The 14,881-nt window shown below is 62.6% G+C and carries 20 protein-coding genes and 1 pseudogene; 12 read left to right on the forward strand and 9 right to left on the reverse strand.

The features are described 5' to 3' along the window. Positions 1 to 2: 2 nt before the first annotated feature. Together VX037_RS12305 and VX037_RS12310 are read right to left on the reverse strand one after the other, a co-directional pair. On the reverse strand, positions 3 to 797 hold the full coding sequence (locus VX037_RS12305) for a 2-keto-4-pentenoate hydratase (protein WP_328714457.1): 795 nt from the start codon (positions 795 to 797) through the stop codon (positions 3 to 5). Further along, positions 794 to 1,423 (reverse strand): TetR/AcrR family transcriptional regulator, encoded by a 630-nt coding sequence (locus VX037_RS12310; protein ID WP_328714459.1) that lies wholly within the window; start codon positions 1,421 to 1,423, stop codon positions 794 to 796. The genes VX037_RS12305 and VX037_RS12310 overlap by 4 nt, the downstream gene beginning before the upstream one ends. Positions 1,424 to 1,588: 165 nt before the next feature. Between VX037_RS12310 and VX037_RS12315 the strand changes: the two genes are divergently transcribed. The 8 genes and pseudogenes from VX037_RS12315 to VX037_RS12350 all read left to right on the forward strand — a co-directional run bounded on the left by VX037_RS12315 (position 1,589) and on the right by VX037_RS12350 (position 7,691). Continuing rightward, a complete protein-coding gene (locus VX037_RS12315; protein WP_328714461.1) occupies positions 1,589 to 3,151 on the forward strand; it encodes a bifunctional 3-(3-hydroxy-phenyl)propionate/3-hydroxycinnamic acid hydroxylase in 1,563 nt (520 codons plus the stop codon). A gap of 11 nt (positions 3,152 to 3,162) precedes the next feature. Then, the gene (locus tag VX037_RS12320) at positions 3,163 to 4,029 is read left to right on the forward strand and encodes an alpha/beta fold hydrolase (protein WP_328714463.1); all 867 of its coding nucleotides are present in this window, start codon (positions 3,163 to 3,165) and stop codon (positions 4,027 to 4,029) included. A gap of 11 nt (positions 4,030 to 4,040) precedes the next feature. Next, complete coding sequence (locus VX037_RS12325) at positions 4,041 to 5,063, forward strand: VOC family protein (RefSeq protein WP_328714465.1); 1,023 nt, start codon at positions 4,041 to 4,043, stop codon at positions 5,061 to 5,063. A 28-nt stretch (positions 5,064 to 5,091) separates the two neighbouring features. After that, positions 5,092 to 6,111 (forward strand): annotated as a pseudogene (locus tag VX037_RS12330) (amidohydrolase family protein). Between the two features lie 190 nt (positions 6,112 to 6,301). Then, on the forward strand, positions 6,302 to 6,556 hold the full coding sequence (locus VX037_RS12335; protein WP_235726259.1) for a type II toxin-antitoxin system Phd/YefM family antitoxin: 255 nt from the start codon (positions 6,302 to 6,304) through the stop codon (positions 6,554 to 6,556). Further along, entirely contained in the window at positions 6,549 to 6,953 is a 405-nt protein-coding gene (locus tag VX037_RS12340; protein ID WP_287014652.1) for a type II toxin-antitoxin system VapC family toxin, read from the forward strand. The genes VX037_RS12335 and VX037_RS12340 overlap by 8 nt, the downstream gene beginning before the upstream one ends. Before the next feature lie 172 nt (positions 6,954 to 7,125). Then, positions 7,126 to 7,359 (forward strand): hypothetical protein, encoded by a 234-nt coding sequence (locus VX037_RS12345; RefSeq protein WP_235726257.1) that lies wholly within the window; start codon positions 7,126 to 7,128, stop codon positions 7,357 to 7,359. After that, the gene (locus VX037_RS12350; protein ID WP_328714466.1) at positions 7,341 to 7,691 is read left to right on the forward strand and encodes a type II toxin-antitoxin system PemK/MazF family toxin; all 351 of its coding nucleotides are present in this window, start codon (positions 7,341 to 7,343) and stop codon (positions 7,689 to 7,691) included. Before VX037_RS12345 ends, VX037_RS12350 begins: the two co-directional genes overlap by 19 nt. Before the next feature lie 45 nt (positions 7,692 to 7,736). Here VX037_RS12350 and VX037_RS12355 read toward each other — a convergent pair whose 3' ends face one another. Next, positions 7,737 to 7,889, reverse strand: coding sequence for a hypothetical protein (locus tag VX037_RS12355; protein ID WP_328714468.1), 153 nt, complete (start codon positions 7,887 to 7,889; stop codon positions 7,737 to 7,739). 37 nt (positions 7,890 to 7,926) lie between these two features. On the opposite strand from VX037_RS12355, the gene VX037_RS12360 reads away from it, so the two are divergent. After that, positions 7,927 to 8,163, forward strand: a complete 237-nt coding sequence (locus VX037_RS12360) for a FitA-like ribbon-helix-helix domain-containing protein (protein WP_235726335.1) — start codon at positions 7,927 to 7,929, stop codon at positions 8,161 to 8,163. Further along, complete coding sequence (locus VX037_RS12365; RefSeq protein ID WP_235726334.1) at positions 8,160 to 8,573, forward strand: type II toxin-antitoxin system VapC family toxin; 414 nt, start codon at positions 8,160 to 8,162, stop codon at positions 8,571 to 8,573. The genes VX037_RS12360 and VX037_RS12365 overlap by 4 nt, the downstream gene beginning before the upstream one ends. Before the next feature lie 592 nt (positions 8,574 to 9,165). On the opposite strand, the gene VX037_RS12370 is transcribed toward VX037_RS12365, so the two are convergent. Together VX037_RS12370 and VX037_RS12375 are read right to left on the reverse strand one after the other, a co-directional pair. Continuing rightward, positions 9,166 to 10,299 (reverse strand): hypothetical protein, encoded by a 1,134-nt coding sequence (locus VX037_RS12370; RefSeq protein WP_328714469.1) that lies wholly within the window; start codon positions 10,297 to 10,299, stop codon positions 9,166 to 9,168. A gap of 31 nt (positions 10,300 to 10,330) precedes the next feature. Next, positions 10,331 to 11,527, reverse strand: a complete 1,197-nt coding sequence (locus tag VX037_RS12375) for an aromatic ring-hydroxylating oxygenase subunit alpha (protein ID WP_328714471.1) — start codon at positions 11,525 to 11,527, stop codon at positions 10,331 to 10,333. 128 nt (positions 11,528 to 11,655) lie between these two features. Here VX037_RS12375 and VX037_RS12380 point away from each other — a divergent pair, with 128 nt between their 5' ends. Next, entirely contained in the window at positions 11,656 to 12,291 is a 636-nt protein-coding gene (locus tag VX037_RS12380) for a TetR/AcrR family transcriptional regulator (protein ID WP_235726331.1), read from the forward strand. A 194-nt stretch (positions 12,292 to 12,485) separates the two neighbouring features. Here the strand turns inward: VX037_RS12380 and VX037_RS12385 are convergent, their stop codons facing one another. From VX037_RS12385 to VX037_RS12395, 3 genes are all read right to left on the reverse strand, one after another. Further along, complete coding sequence (locus VX037_RS12385) at positions 12,486 to 12,818, reverse strand: type II toxin-antitoxin system PemK/MazF family toxin (protein ID WP_328714472.1); 333 nt, start codon at positions 12,816 to 12,818, stop codon at positions 12,486 to 12,488. Further along, complete coding sequence (locus tag VX037_RS12390; RefSeq protein ID WP_328714473.1) at positions 12,815 to 13,024, reverse strand: antitoxin MazE-like protein; 210 nt, start codon at positions 13,022 to 13,024, stop codon at positions 12,815 to 12,817. The genes VX037_RS12385 and VX037_RS12390 overlap by 4 nt, the downstream gene beginning before the upstream one ends. A gap of 139 nt (positions 13,025 to 13,163) precedes the next feature. Then, entirely contained in the window at positions 13,164 to 13,847 is a 684-nt protein-coding gene (locus VX037_RS12395; protein WP_328714474.1) for a hypothetical protein, read from the reverse strand. Between VX037_RS12395 and VX037_RS12400 the strand changes: the two genes are divergently transcribed. Then, on the forward strand, positions 13,846 to 14,313 hold the full coding sequence (locus VX037_RS12400; RefSeq protein ID WP_328714475.1) for a YetF domain-containing protein: 468 nt from the start codon (positions 13,846 to 13,848) through the stop codon (positions 14,311 to 14,313). The genes VX037_RS12395 and VX037_RS12400 overlap by 2 nt on opposite strands. 15 nt (positions 14,314 to 14,328) lie before the next feature. Here the strand turns inward: VX037_RS12400 and VX037_RS12405 are convergent, their stop codons facing one another. Beyond that, entirely contained in the window at positions 14,329 to 14,850 is a 522-nt protein-coding gene (locus tag VX037_RS12405) for a hypothetical protein (protein ID WP_328714476.1), read from the reverse strand. Positions 14,851 to 14,881 lie beyond the last annotated feature (31 nt).

Here is a 14,881-nt window from a genome sequence, read left to right on the forward strand (position 1 = left end):
TTTCAGGTGAAGTCGATGGAGACGCGGCCCAGGCCGGACAAGTCCGCGGACGCTGTGTCACCGGCGTGGACGAACACGGCCGCGGTGATCGATCCGGACATGACGAACTCCCCGGCCTGCAGTCCGGTGTCGAACACGGCCAGGGCGTTCACCAGCCACGCCACTGCTTCGGCCGGGTGACCGAGAACCGCGGTGGCGACCCCCTGGTCGACCTGTTCATCATTGAGGTGCAGGGATGCGGTGATGTCGTCGAGGTCGGGTGCGTCGTTGATCGGCAACCAGGGGCCGAGGACCACTGCGGCGGAACTGGCATTGTCGGCGACTGTGTCGCACAGGGTGATTCGCCAATCGGCGATCCGGCTATCCACGATCTCGAGGGCAGCAGCGACAGCGTCGGTCGCGTCGAGGACATCGGCGACGCTGACATCTGGCCCGCGCAGCGGACGGTTGAGCCGGAATGCGATCTCCGGCTCCACCCGTGGCGCGCACAGCGACGACAGCGGAATGGAGCCACCATCGGGGTGCACCATGGTGTCGAGGATGAATCCGTAGTCGGGTTCGTCGACTCCGAGCAACTGCTGCATCGGCGCGGACGTCAGACCGATCTTGCGGCCGACGAGTCGAGCGCCCTCGCCGAGCAGGCGAGTGAGATTGCGCTGTTGGATCGCATAAGCGCCCGCCACGTCGAGGTCGGGGATGCTGTCGCTCAACGGAGGGATCGGTGCACTGTCGACCAACGCGCTGTGCAACCTGTCCGCCCAGGTATCCAAGTCGGCGGTGGGTAGGGGAGAGCTCATGAGTCCTCGTCTCGGGTTGATTCGGCGAGCCGGAGAGCGGCATCGATGACCATGCGTCCGTGGAGATCGAACAGGGCAAGCAGATCCACCGAGTCACCGCCGATCTCCTTGGCGATGAAGAGACCGTCCGCGCCGGCCATGGCGTAGGTGGCGAGTTGATCGAGGGCCGCGGCATCGAGGTCCGGCGACATGTCCATCGCCGCTTCACGCAATTGGATCTGCGCTTGCGCACGCACCTGGAGATACATCTCGCGGGCGCGCGGTTCGACCGGTCGGCGTTCCAACGCGAGCATCAGCCCGAGCCGCAGAAAATCGGGTGAGTCCAGCAGCGCCTTGGCCACCTGCATCGTCATCTCGGCGACCCGGTCACGGGGCGTCCCGTCGTCCGGCATGCTCCACGCCGACAACCATTGACCGAAACTGCGCTCGATCACGGCTGCAATGAGGTCGTCCTTGTCGGCGAAGTGCCAGTAAATCGAACTCGCGGGCAGCCCACACCGCTTGCTGACCAGGTTGATACTCGTTCCCTCGTATCCGCGTTCACTGGCGATTTCGGTTGCCGCATCGAGGATCTTGGCCCTCGACACCTCGCCGTTGGCGCGGCGTCGCCGCGATGTGTCTGCCATTGGTCCACCCTTCTGGAATCGGACGAGAGCATCCACCGATTAATGGAGTGGTCACTACGGTAAGTGCTTGACGGCTCGAGGTCAAGGACTTACCGTAGTGATCACTACAGAGCGTTTAATCTGGCATCTCGCCCTGGCAGCGAGGTCTGGTTCGAGGAGATTTCTGTGTCCGACACTCCGCACTATGACGTCGCGATCATCGGTTATGGACCCACCGGGGTCACCGCGGCCAACCTCCTTGGTCAGCAAGGACTGAATGTGGTTGTTCTCGAACGTGATCCGGATATCTACGGTCGTGCCCGCGCGATATCGACAGACGAAGAGGTCATGCGTATCTGGCAGCAGGCCGGCCTGGCCGATCGCCTGCAGCAGGACATGCTTCCCGGCGGTGTCGTTGCTTTCGTCGCCTCCGAGGGCAGGCCGTTCACGGAGGTCCAGCCGACGTCGCGAGGCGCCGGCCACCCGCCCCAGCAGTTCATCTACCAACCCGCCGTCGACAAGACTTTGCGGGCCGGGGTGGAGCGGTTTCCCAATGTCACCGTGCTGACCCGGCACGAGAGTCTCAAGGTGCTCACCGGCACCGAGCACGCCGAAATACTGGCGGCCGATCTGGCCGACGACAGTTTCGTCCGGATCCACGCGTCGTACGTCATCGCCGCTGACGGCGGATCCTCGGCAACTCGGGGGCAACTGGGGATCGGATACCAGGGCAAGACGTACACCGAACGCTGGGTCGTCATCGACACGAAGGTGCTCTGCGATTGGGACGGCAGCTCACGACTCCGTTTTCACTGCGACCCGGCACGGCCCACGGTGGACTGTCCGACGCCGCTCGGTCATCACCGCTGGGAGTTCCCGGTCCGCGATGGCGAAGACGAGAACCACCTCGTCACTCACCAAGCCATCTGGTCCATCCTGTACAGCCAGGGAATCACCGAGGACCACGTCGAGATCCTGCGCGCGGTGGTGTACAGCCACCACGTGCGAGTGGCCGATCGTTGGCGAGTCGGCCGGGTGTTCCTCGCCGGCGACGCGGCGCACGCGATGCCTCCGTGGATCGGGCAGGGGATGGCGTCAGGTGTCCGCGACGCCGCCAACCTGTGCTGGAAGCTCGCTGCGGTCATCGACGGAAGCCTCCCGGAGTCCGCGCTCGACAGCTACCAGCCCGAACGAGAACCTCACGTGCGCGAGACCACCGCACACGCTGTGTTCGCCGGCAAGGTGATCACCGAACGTCGCCCCTGGGCGGCGACGTTGCGCAATCACGTATTTCGGATGGTCTCGAGGTTCTCCCCGTTCCCACGGTGGATGGTGGACACCAAGTGGATCCCGGATGCCCACTATGCCGATGGACTGTTCAGCGACCAGGCCCACCCGGCACGCGGATGGCAGATTTCACAGCCGTGGGTGCTCGACGAGCACGGATCACGCGTGCGCCTCGACCACGTGCTATCCGGTCGCTGGCGAGTACTCAGTCTCGACGGTCGTCACCACCCTGCGTGGCGCACCTGTGGCGTGGAACAGATCAGAGTGCTGCCGTCGGTGTCGGCTCCGGAACCGGGCGCCATCGTCGACACCGACGGCGCACTCCGCAGATGGTTCGGCAAGCACCACGCATCGACAGTGATTCTCCGCCCCGACGGCTTCGTCTATGGCGCGGCCGATTCCGGACAAACCCTCCCAGCACCGCCCGCAGGATTGCGTGCGGCGACCGTTACCTCACGATGAAGGAAATGCCGATGTTGGCCTCCGACAGCACCTCTCACACCATCACAGTCAACGGCGACACCCAGATCTGCTACACCGAGATCGGCACCGGAACGCCGGTCGTCCTCCTGCACGGCGGCGGACCAGGCGCCTCGGGCATGTCGAACTACGTTCGCAACATCGACGCCCTGGCCACCCGTTTCCGCGTGATCGTGCCCGACCTGCCCGGCTACGGGCGCAGCAGCAAAAATCTCGATCAGACCGATCCGTTCGGCGCCCTCGCCGACGCAATCCGTGCGCTGCTCGATCACCTCGGACTCGATACCGCCCATCTGGTGGGCAACTCCTACGGCGGCGCCTGCGCGTTGCGACTTGCCCTGGACACACCGCACCGCGTCGACCGGATGGTCTTGATGGGACCGGGCGGAATCGGCACCACACGCGGCGCCCCCACCAAGGGGCTCAACGCGCTTCTCGGCTACTACACCGGCTCGGGACCCAGTCGTGACAAGCTCGAGGACTTCATCCGCACATACCTGGTCTACGACGCAGAGGCTGTCCCGGAGGCGGCGATCGAGGAGCGCTACCGCTCGTCGATCGACCCGGACGTCGTCGCGAACCCGCCCTTGCGGCGACCATCTGGCCTCGGCGCGCTGAAGACCCTGTGGCGCATGGACTTCACCCGCGATCCACGCTTGCGCGCGCTCACAACCCGCACCCTGGTCATCTGGGGCCAGAACGACAAGGTCAATCGTCCGGCGGGTGGTCGGATGCTGGTAGACCTGATGCCCAACGCCGATCTGATGATGCCGGCACGGACCGGCCACTGGGTTCAGTGGGAACGGGCCGACCTCTTCAACCGCGTCGTCGCGGACTTCCTCGACGGCACGTACGCATGAAGGATCCGACGATGAACACCTCCATCACCAACGCGCCCTCGGTGTTCGGCAACGTGCACCTGGGGTACATCGTCATCGAAAGCCTACGATTCAGCGAGTGGCGACGATTCGGAAAAGACGCCATCGGAATGCATCTCGACGAGCTGTCCCCAGGGGTGATCCGGTTCCGCCTCGACGACCACCAAGCGCGTTTCATCGTCGTGCGCGGCCCGGCCGAGGACGTCGTTGCCATTGGTTGGGAACTCGACGACCACGAGTCGTTCGATCAGATCGTCGGCAGAGTGACCAATCACGGTGTGCCCACTGTCGCCGGCACCGAGGAAGATGCCGCCATCCGCGGGGTGGAACGGCTGATCCGTTTTCCCGGCCCCAACCGTTTGGCTCAGGAGATCTTCACCCGCGCACACCTCACCGAGGAACCACTCGCGATGACCAACCGCGGTGGATTCGTCACCGGCACAGCCGGGATGGGACATGTGGCGATCACCTCCACCAAACCTCACCAGATGCGCGGCTACTACAACACCGTGTTCGACGCCCGCCTCACCGACTACATCGACGAGACGATCAGCGGAGCCAAGCTCAAGATCCGGTTCCTGCGCGTCAACGAACGCCATCACTCGATCGCCATCGCCAATGTTCGCACGCTGCCGATCAATCCGATCCGCACCCGGGTACAGCACCTCAACATCGAAGTCGCCTCGCTCGACGACATGACCCAGGCCTACCAGCGAGTCAAGCAGTTGGGTTTCGGCATGGCGTTGTCGGTCGGGCAGCACACCAACGACAAGGAGCTGTCCTTCTATGCTCAGACACCGTCAGGCTTCGAGTGGGAGGTCGGGTGGAACCCGCTCACCGTCGACGAGAAGACCTGGGAACCAAGCACTCACCGCGGTATCAGTATCTGGGGACACACGCCTGAGGGGCAGACCTTCGTCGACAAGCTCGATCAGTTCCGCCATGGGGTGCTCTCGCTGCGACATGTAGAGGATTCCGTGCCTGCGCTCGCAGGTGTGGGCATCCCGGACAACTGACGCACCGACCACAGACTGAGTAACCATCATGTTTCGCATAGACACCCACCATCACCTCATACCGCCGTCATACCGGGCAGCCTTGGCGGCGGCGGGAATCGACGCCGCCGGAGGACGCGACCTGCCGGACTGGAGTCCGGACACATCAATCGAGACGATGGACGCGTTGGCCGTGCACACCGCCATCCTGTCGGTGTCCACCCCGGGGACGACTTTCCTCGACGACGCAGCGGCCGCCGTGCGTCTTGCGAGTGAACTCAACGACTATTGCGCAGACCTTATCCAGGACAGGCCACAGCGATTCGGCTTCTTCGCAACACTTCCCACCCCTCACGCAGAACTCGCGACCGCGGAAGCAATCCGTGCGCTCGACGACTTGCGCGCCGATGGCGTGGTACTCCTGGCCAACTCGGCCGGCCGATATCTGGGGGAGCCCGGCCTCGAGCCGTTGTGGTCCGAACTCAACGCTCGCAAAGCTGTCGCTTTAATTCATCCGGCCGAGCTACCGGGCACGGCGGTCTCCGGGGTCCCGCCGTTCGCCGCGGACTTCCTCCTGGACACCACTCGCGCCGCATACCTGCTCGTGCGCAACAAGATCCGGGAGCAGTATCCCGATATCCGTTTCCTCCTCAGCCACGGCGGCGGATTCGTACCGTACGCCGCCCATCGAATGGCCATTGCCATCGCAGGCGACACAGGTCGCAGCATTCTCGACGCCCTCGACGAGTTCCGCACCTTCTACTTCGACCTCGCACTGACCGCCAGTACCACATCGTTGCCAAGCCTTCTCGCGTTCGCTCAGCCCGGGCACATCACCTTCGGCTCCGACTGGCCGTTGCCCACTGACCGCTGGTTCCTACTTCGCTGCCAACCTGGAGAACTACGCGGACCTCAGCACGCAACAGCGTGACGCCATCGGATGGTCCAACGCTGCACAATTGTTCCCACGATTCGACACCGAACCGGTCCAGCGGCGACACTGCACAGCGTTCGGGGTGCGGCGCGCCGAAAGGTGATGCGCGTGGTCAGCAAAGCGCTGCAGCCGTAAAGGCGAACGGAAGGGCTCGTCGGCATGGGCGGGATTGCCTTGCCGCTACACGCACCTACATCACTGCGGCGCAATCGATCGTGCGGCCGATCTCGGTGCGGATGGCGACGGTCAGGGCGGAGCGCTCCAGGTAGTAGATCGCTCGAACGAGGTCGGCAAGCAGTGTAGCATCTGGTGCTACACTGGCTTCGTGACCGAACCCATCAGCCAGCGCGAGTTGCGCAACGACAGCGGACGCATCATGCGCGAACTCGACGAGGGCCGCAGCTTTGTCATCAGTCGCAACGGTCGCCCGATCGGGGAACTGAGGCCACTGCGTCGCGAACGGCTCGTCGACACCCGCGTCGCGCTGGCGGGCTTCACCGCCGCACCAGCAATCGACTTCGACACGTTCCGTCGCGACGTCGACGCGACGCTCGACCAGGAACCCGAACCGCGTGCCTGAGGACGAGGCGGCGGGCCTGCTCGACACCTCGGTCATCATCGACCTCAATTCGATTAACGCATCGGTGTTGCCCGCAAAGATCGCGATCAGCACCGTCTCCCTCGCGGAGATCGCCGCCGGACCGGCGGCGACCGATGATGTTGCCGAACGAGCCCGCCGGCAAGATCGACTCCAGCGAGTGGAAGCCACGTTCGAACCAATACCGTTCGACGGCGAAGCCGCCCGCGCGTACGGGCGCATCTACGCAGCCGTCGTGGCCGTCGGCCGAAAACCCCGCCGCCGGCTCGCAGACCTCCAAATCGCTGCAACAGCACTGGCCAACGATATGACCTTGATTACGCGCAAGCCCGACTACTTTGTCGGGCTGGATGATCTGATCCGAGTTGTCGCAGTGTAGACACTCACAACGAATGTGAACGAGCAAGGGGAGTGCTGGACTCAGTCGCGGCAGGTGTTGCAGCGGGTTGCGATGCCCTATCGCGCTGCTAGGCGGTAAAGAAGGCGTCCCGGCGGTACAGCCGCAATCCGTCGATCCAATCGTTTGTCTACAATTCGTCTACACTGATGAGATGGCTGCCGAAACCACAACCGTCCGAGTACGTCGACCAGATTCCGAACGCCTCCAATCACTGGCCAAAGCCCGCCAGACCGCCGTCGTCGACATTGTTCACGCGGCTATCGACGCCCTCGAGCGACAGGAGTTCCTTCGCGGACTCAACGGCGATTACCAACGCCTGCGCAGCAATCCCGAACTTTGGAAGCAGTATCTAGACGAACGCCACGAATGGGACCACCTGGCGTGATCTGGCGAGGCGAGGTCCACCTCGTCGATCTCGGCCAGCCGGTCGGCCACGAACCGGCCTTCCGCCGCCCAGCGGTGGTGGTGTCAGTAGACATTCTCAACAACGGACCGGGCGGCCTGATGGTCGTCGTTCCGATCACCACCGTGGGGTACGGTCTGCGCAGCCACGTGGAACTCGAGCCAGACAGCAGCGGGCTCGAACACACCTCCTACGCACGCTGCGATCAATTGCGAGTCGTATCCGTTGCACGATTGTCGTCTCAGCTGACCATCCTCAGCCCAGAACAAATGCAAGCGATTGATCAAACGCTACGATTCGTCCTCGACCTGTGAGACGCCAAGCCAGGCCTAGATGTTGCCAAACCGGGTCTTGCAAGATCAGAGTGCGGCAGTCAGCGTGGCTCCAAGACCTAGCGAACGTGCGGTCAGCAGCAGATTCTGCACGCCGGTGTCGAGGCGGATGAGACCACCCGGGCGAATGCCGCGCGGAGACGTTCGAGAAGGAGTCGAGGCAACCCATGCGATCGCCATGCTATCATTCTTGAGAATTGATAGCAGGGGAGGCAGTATGGCGGCAATCACGGTGCGGGGACTTTCCGACGAGACCCACCGGGCATTGAAAGCGCGCGCAGCACAACATAACCGGAGTACCGAGGCGGAGGTGCGCGCCATTCTCGACGAGGCAGTTTCGCCCGCCGACCAGGTAAAGCTGGGAACGTTGCTGACCCAAATCGGCAAGAAGGCGGGGATCGGAATCGAGATCGAGCGCGATCGCACACCCGACGAGCCAGTCGATTTCTCGTGATCGTTCTCGACTCGAACGTTATTTCTGAGGTCATGCGTCCGCAACCACATCGCAAGGCTGCCGCGTGGCTGGACCAACAGTCGCCGCAAACCCTGTATCTGACTGCGATCACGCTCGCCGAAGTCCGCTACGGTATCGAGACTTTGCCGCGAGGCAAGCGCCGAGACCGTTTAGGGGACCTCTTCGAGAGCCGCCTACTTCCGCAATTCGCCGGACGGGTGCTGGTTTTCGATGATCGGGCGAGTGCCGCATATGCGCGACTCGCGGCCCAAGCTCGGCGACGTGGTGTGGCCGTCGGGGTGGCTGACGGATTCATCGCCGCAATCGCTCTGGTACACGGGTTTGAGGTAGCAACGCGGGATGTCGAGCCGTTTGTAGTTGCCGGCGTCGGAGTCATCAATCCGTTTTGATCGCCTCGAAACCGGTGAAACGCGGTGTTGAGTTGTTTCATGCGCGGTAAGCCCTGAGCCTGCACGTTTGCGACTGCCCACGTTGATCCACGCACCTCGACAACCTGGCCCGGTTCGAGGACCTGAGGGATCGCCGTCGATCTTCCGGTTGATTCGGGTTCCCGTTGGTCTCGTCGATTGCCAAAAGTCTCGAGTACTCATCCATTCGTGAACTCGATAGGTATTCGCGCCGATAAGATACATTATGTCAAGTAACACACGGCATATTGAGTTGCAGCTCACCGGGATTGTCTGTCGGATGACACTGTCGGATGACACGGTAGATGGGAGTTTGACACGATAGATGGGAGTGAGTGACAGATACCTGGGCGTCGTCTTCCTCGGCCATGACGTTTCAGTTGAGCGACTCGGCCCGCGGCTCGGTCGCGACCTCGCAAGTCTCGTTCAGGCATGACAGAGTGGTCTGGTGCGCAAAGTACGACACCGGTGGAACCACAACACCCATTACTACGACATGGCGCTCGCCGCAGGTCACCGACTCCCCGGTTGGCGTCATTCCTCCCAACTGCGATGTCAGCCGACACCGACAGTCCTACAGGTGAGACGACAGCAGCACGATCGACGCGTGCCGCCTGATGAAGCGCGACGATGAGTCCAGCGCATCCGCAGCTGTCCGTAGGTCTTCGTGCCCTATGTCCTGGATCCGATCGGACGTGAGTTCTGCAGCCATCACTTCGTCCAGCTCCGGGCGCATAGCGAGAACTTCACGAATCGGTGCGTAGTCGAGCCGACATCTTCGCTCGCCATCGACGTACGGAGCACTCACCGCCCTGCCAGCTAGATTGTCCGGCAGATCCGCGAGGAGATTCATTGCTCTACAGGTCTGGCCGCCGGCACTCAGCACGGACACGGTACGCGCTCGAACCTCTGCCGTTGTCGTCGGAACCTCTGCAAACGCAACGATTCGCTCGGCGGCCTGATCGTCAACCTCGCCGATCGCGAGCAGGACGTCAAGAACGCGATCGATACCACCTGACGCGGCCGCCTCCGAAGGAAGCAGGCCCAGCGCGGCGACAACGCGTGAAACAGCCGTCGGTCCGGCGGCAACCAACAGACGGTGCGCCAGGTGATGTTGTACGCGGGAATCGGCGTGTACGAGTATCCCGACCAGTTGCTCGACTTGTTCAGGCTCCGAGAGTCGAGAGAGTTGGTCCTCGATCTCCGCGAGCTGGTACAGCTCCGGGAACAGCGTTGCAAGCTGCTCGACGTTGAGTGAGTTCTTCATCGCAGCAACGGGATCGTCCGGATCGTGGACTACGACCGCGAACGCTTCGTTGACGGCACCAGATCTGATCAGCGCTCGAGTCGCGCGGCGGGATGCGCTCACCAGACTTTCGCGGAACCGGGCGGTGACCGAATCCCAGAGGTAGTCACCAAGACCAACGGAAGCTGTCAGCGTCTCAGCCCACTTGTCACCCCTGCCTGACCAGTCGACCTGCACCGGCCAACTATCGACGTCCCATCCCCGATCAGCCACAGCACAATCCGGTACGCCAGTGGCCACCCGGATGGCTGGCCACAGGAACAGCATGTCCCGCGCATGAACATCGGTCAGCGCAGCGCCGTACACCGCCGACCCCGCAGACCGCGTCGTGACTTCCCGAACCGTAGAGACGATCTCCTCGGTGAGATCACCTTCCAGGCGACCCCAGTCGACTGCGCTCATCCCTCCCCCGATGCCGACGCGACATCAGCGGTCATGTGAGAGAGATCCCGATCTTCTCCGCCATCACCCGGATCATGTGCTGCACGCCGATTTCATTGCGCCCGATGGCCATGTGGTCATGCTGCCCGCGGCGCACTCCTTCACCGCACTGAGGGAGCATCGCGAAGTCTTCGTCCCGAACAGCGGCATGAACCTGTGCGAATATGCCAGCATACATCTCCACCTGCTCAGGACTCTCCGCAGGGTACTTCGCCATCCAACTGTGCCGCACAACGCAACTCGTGGCTGAATCACCCGGCAGAATGTCGATGACCTCGACTCCTACAGGACTGTTGGCCAGGATGAGGTTGGGATAAACCCAATAGATGATGCCCATCTGCGCAGTCGGGTCATTCCACGACTCGTCTTGTTGCATACCCTCGAGGTCCCGAACCCAGTTGAACGGGAAGCCGATACGGTGGTGCGGGCCGAACTCGTCGTAGACGTGGGTGTTCGCGATGGTGTTCTGTCCGATGACGCTGTTGCCGTGGACGAATGGAAAGTGGTAACCCTCAGCGAAGGCTTCGAGCGCACCCTTCCAGCTGACGGCGGAGTTCAGGGATCGCTCGTCATGGTACTGGTAGTCCTGGTAATTCCACCGTGCGAGTTCGGCACCGCACTCACCCAGGTGCGTGTCCAGATCCATCGGCGCATCGGCGTTGAGGACACCCCAGATGAATCCGTGACGCTCCTCGCTGGGTAGCTCGACCAGACCGTATTCGTCCCGATTGACGTTGTCGAACCCTGCCTTGCCCGGAATCCCCCGCAGCTGTCCCTTGTTGTCGTAAACCCATGCGTGGTACGGGCATGTGAATCGTCGGCTGTTCCCTGCCCCGCAAGCCGGCATCGCGCCACGGTGGCGGCAGTAGTTCAAGAAGACGTGAGCCTGCCCGTCACGGTCACGGGTGATCAGCAACGAATCGTCGAGCACCGTGCGCACGACATAGTCATGATTCTTCGGGATCTGAGCCGATGCCAGCAGAGGAAGCGGCGTCTCCCTCAACAGTTGGTTCCGTTCGTACTCGGCGATCTTGTCATCGCGGTAATACGACAGGGGCACCCGCAGTGTCGACTCGGCCATGTCCGTGGTGTTGGCAACTGCCAGGTCCAATGCTCGTCGAGTGAGCTCAGCTCCGAACGGGCTGGCGGTCGGTCCCGTGCTCGGGGTGGGGTTCTCGAACGTCGTCATGCCAGGTCCTCTCGTCACCAGTGCCCTTGCCGATGACCATACATGAAACACGTTCTATGTCTAGTCGTTCGCGTCGATCCCCCGATCCAATACGCCACTAGGATCGACGAGCACGACACAATGGGCAGGTGCGTACACATGGATGGGCCGGCCTGATTCCCCCGGCCGACGACGACGAGGCTGCGAAACGCATCATCGCCGCCGCCGGAGAGCTGATGGAGTCGGGTGCAACCGATGTGAACATCCGTCAGGTCGCACAGAAGCTGGGTATCGCTCGCCAGACCGTCTACCGGTACTTTCCCAACAGCCAAGCGCTGCTCGTCGCGACAGCTCAACACGCCACCAACGAGTTCCTCGACGACTTGGCGCGGTCACTTGAAGGTCTCACCGAACCTTCCCACGCGATAGTCGAGGCAGTCGCCCTAACCTTCGAGCGCCTTCAAGATAATCGCCGATTCGCCCTGCTGTTCGTTCAACCGGACAACACAGAACTCACCGCCGAGGTCACCGCTACGCGGTCCATCGCCATAGGACGCGTGATCGTCGACCACCTTCCGATCGACTGGGCCGGACATGGATGGACGGACGCCGACATGAATGAGCTCGTCGAAGTCATGCTCCGGTTCGTCCAATCACTCCTCGTCGACCCGGGCGCCCCTCCTCGTCCCCCAAACGAGCTACGCGCATTCCTGCATCGGTGGGTTGGAACGGCCATCGAGGCGAAGAGTTCGACGTCCACGTCGGTGGCCCGAGCTCAGTCCTGAAACTCGGAGCGTCACTGAACACCGAACGAGTTGCGTGGCAAGACTTTACAACTTTGTCGCGTCCGTACCGGAATATGCAGGGATCGAATATGCAGGGTTACCAGTAAAACTCGGCATATTGAGTTGCAGCGCACCGGGATTCGGTGGTCGCGAACACCCTCCCTCCCGACATTGAGCTGCCACCTCGCATCGCATCATCGCGCGAGTCCCAGGAACGCCATTAGTGAGCGTTCGACCTCCACTAACTGTTCGGACGTCAGCCGACCAACACGCGTCAGCACGTTCGACCGTCGTACTGCGGTCAGCTTGTCGACCATCACGTCGCTGTCTCGTTCGAGACCCGAGATCGCATCGCGGTCGCCCCTGACGCGAATCCGCAACAACGGTGCATCGATGAGCTGGCTCGTCATCGGCGCAACCACCACTGACAGAGTTGAATCAAAGAGGTCGTCCTGGACGATGACGGCAGGCCGCGGCTTGGACGCATACACGCCACCCGCAACGGTCCAGATCTCGCCGCGAATCACGTCTCGTCGTCCCACGGCGCGGCGACAGCCTCGACGAAATCCTGCTCGTCCCCATCGGCATCTGCCTGTGCCGCTAACAGCGACTGCGTGTGGGCTTGCGCGGCAAATTCGGGCGTGCGCACGTCAGGGACCCAAACCTGCAATGGTCGCAAACCGCGCTCACGCATCCGGCGTCGATACTCACCAACCCTGTCCCTCACTGCCATGGCCTTATGTTACATGTAACGCTTCGGGCTGGCCAGGTTGTGCGTTGACTGCAATATGCAGCAATCGAATATGCAGGATTGCCAGTAAAATACTGCATACCGCATCGCGTCATCGTGCAACCCTCAGAAACGTCATCTACTAGTTCAGGCCCGATAGCACGACCTTGCCGTTGACGGTCACGGTGACCACGCCGGTCGTGGTGTTCTCGGTGACCTTGCCGTACTCAAATGTCACCACCTCCAAGTCACCGTCGGTGATCAGGTCGCTTGTAGGAACTCCCAGCGGTCCGGGTGAGCCGTTCTTGCCCGTGAGAGAAGGCGTGCCGTCCGGAGCGCGCTCGGTGTTCCAGGCGTCGCGGATACCGCCGGAAGTTACTACGTACGCCGGTGTCCCCGGATCGTCGTTCTTGGCGATGATCACGCCGCCCTGGAACTGCTGGAACACGACACCACTCTCGCGGGTTCCGGCATTGTGGTCGCCGGTCAGCGGCTTGCCGAGGGCATCTTTCTGAGCGTCGGTCGCCGACCCGTACTTGACGGCCAGCGGGCCGCTCAGTGTCACCTCGACGTCGCGCTCCCCCATAATCGTCACTTCGGTGGCAGCGGCCTCGGTCGTCGTCTCCACAACGGCTTCTGTTGCGGTCTGTTCGCCGGCCACAATCGCCGACGACCCTGCCACCGATGCCGAGGCCGATGCCGCGACAGATGGCGCCTGCGATGTGACGTCGTCTGTCGATCCGTCACCACCGCAAGCGGCCGCGATCAGCCCGACCGCGAATAGTCCGGTGACGAAAGTTGTTCGACGGGTAACGATCTGCCTCATGCATTCCTCTCAAGCCTTCGACACCTTGTCGGTCCAGCACGACCGATCCAGCACGCTCGGCGGACATTCTGTTCGACCCTATCGGTATTACGGCACACGTGAGTGGTCACGGCGATGGCCTCGCCGCATCAGGGTTGTCAGACGATCCCAGCGGGTATGCCAACCTGTGGTCGCTTGGGTAACAACCCGGCGTCCCACCATACGGTCGGCGGTGACCGCACGGCCGACGTTGTTGGTCCACGACGGCACCATCCTCGCGAACACGCTCTCCTCGCAACGTGTCGCGATCGCCGAAATCCACCAATCCATACGCGCGGCAGGCATCGGCGATGTGGACTCGGTCGCCGCCGTCGTCCTCGAAACCGATGGCAGCATCAGCGTCATCCCCGCCGGCAAACTCGGCGACGGCTCGGCACTCCAGGATGTGGACGCATACGCGACCCAGACCGCATCAGGGGAGCACTGACGCGCTCACCAGCAGTCAGAAATTCCGTGAAACCACAGGACTCGTTCCGTACCGATCGCCTCCCGTCGCATAGTGCAGATGCACCTGCGCGTAGATCTCGTCGGTGCCGTCGAACGGATTGTTGTCCTCGTCCATGTACTCACGCGGAACCAGCATGATCTTCAGGTATTTCAGTCCGTCGTCGGTGGCAAGCAGATGGCCGCCCGGCATTGTGCCCGTGCCGGTGACGAGGCGCTCGAACACCACGTCGTCGTCAGCACCCGGGTCATCGGCGCGCAGGGTGTAAGTGACTCCTCCGACGCGCTGATCGTTCATGTACTTGATGATGGTGTCGGCGTCGATCCGGCTCATCGGGAAGACCCCCTCGATGGTGACCCGGATGTTCGACGAGTCGGGGGCGTATACAGACAGCCGCGTACCCGACGGGCGGGGCGCGGCGTCGGCCGTCCCTGCCGCTCCGGCGGTGACGACACCGGCCGCGACGGCCACCGCTGCCACTATCGAACCCAGACGGGCAGATCTCTGTGCGTTCTTCATGAGTGTTCTCCTACATGCTGATTCGTCGTGC

This window comes from Gordonia sp. Z-3, assembly GCF_036233855.1.
In the GTDB taxonomy this organism is placed as follows: domain Bacteria; phylum Actinomycetota; class Actinomycetes; order Mycobacteriales; family Mycobacteriaceae; genus Gordonia; species Gordonia tangerina.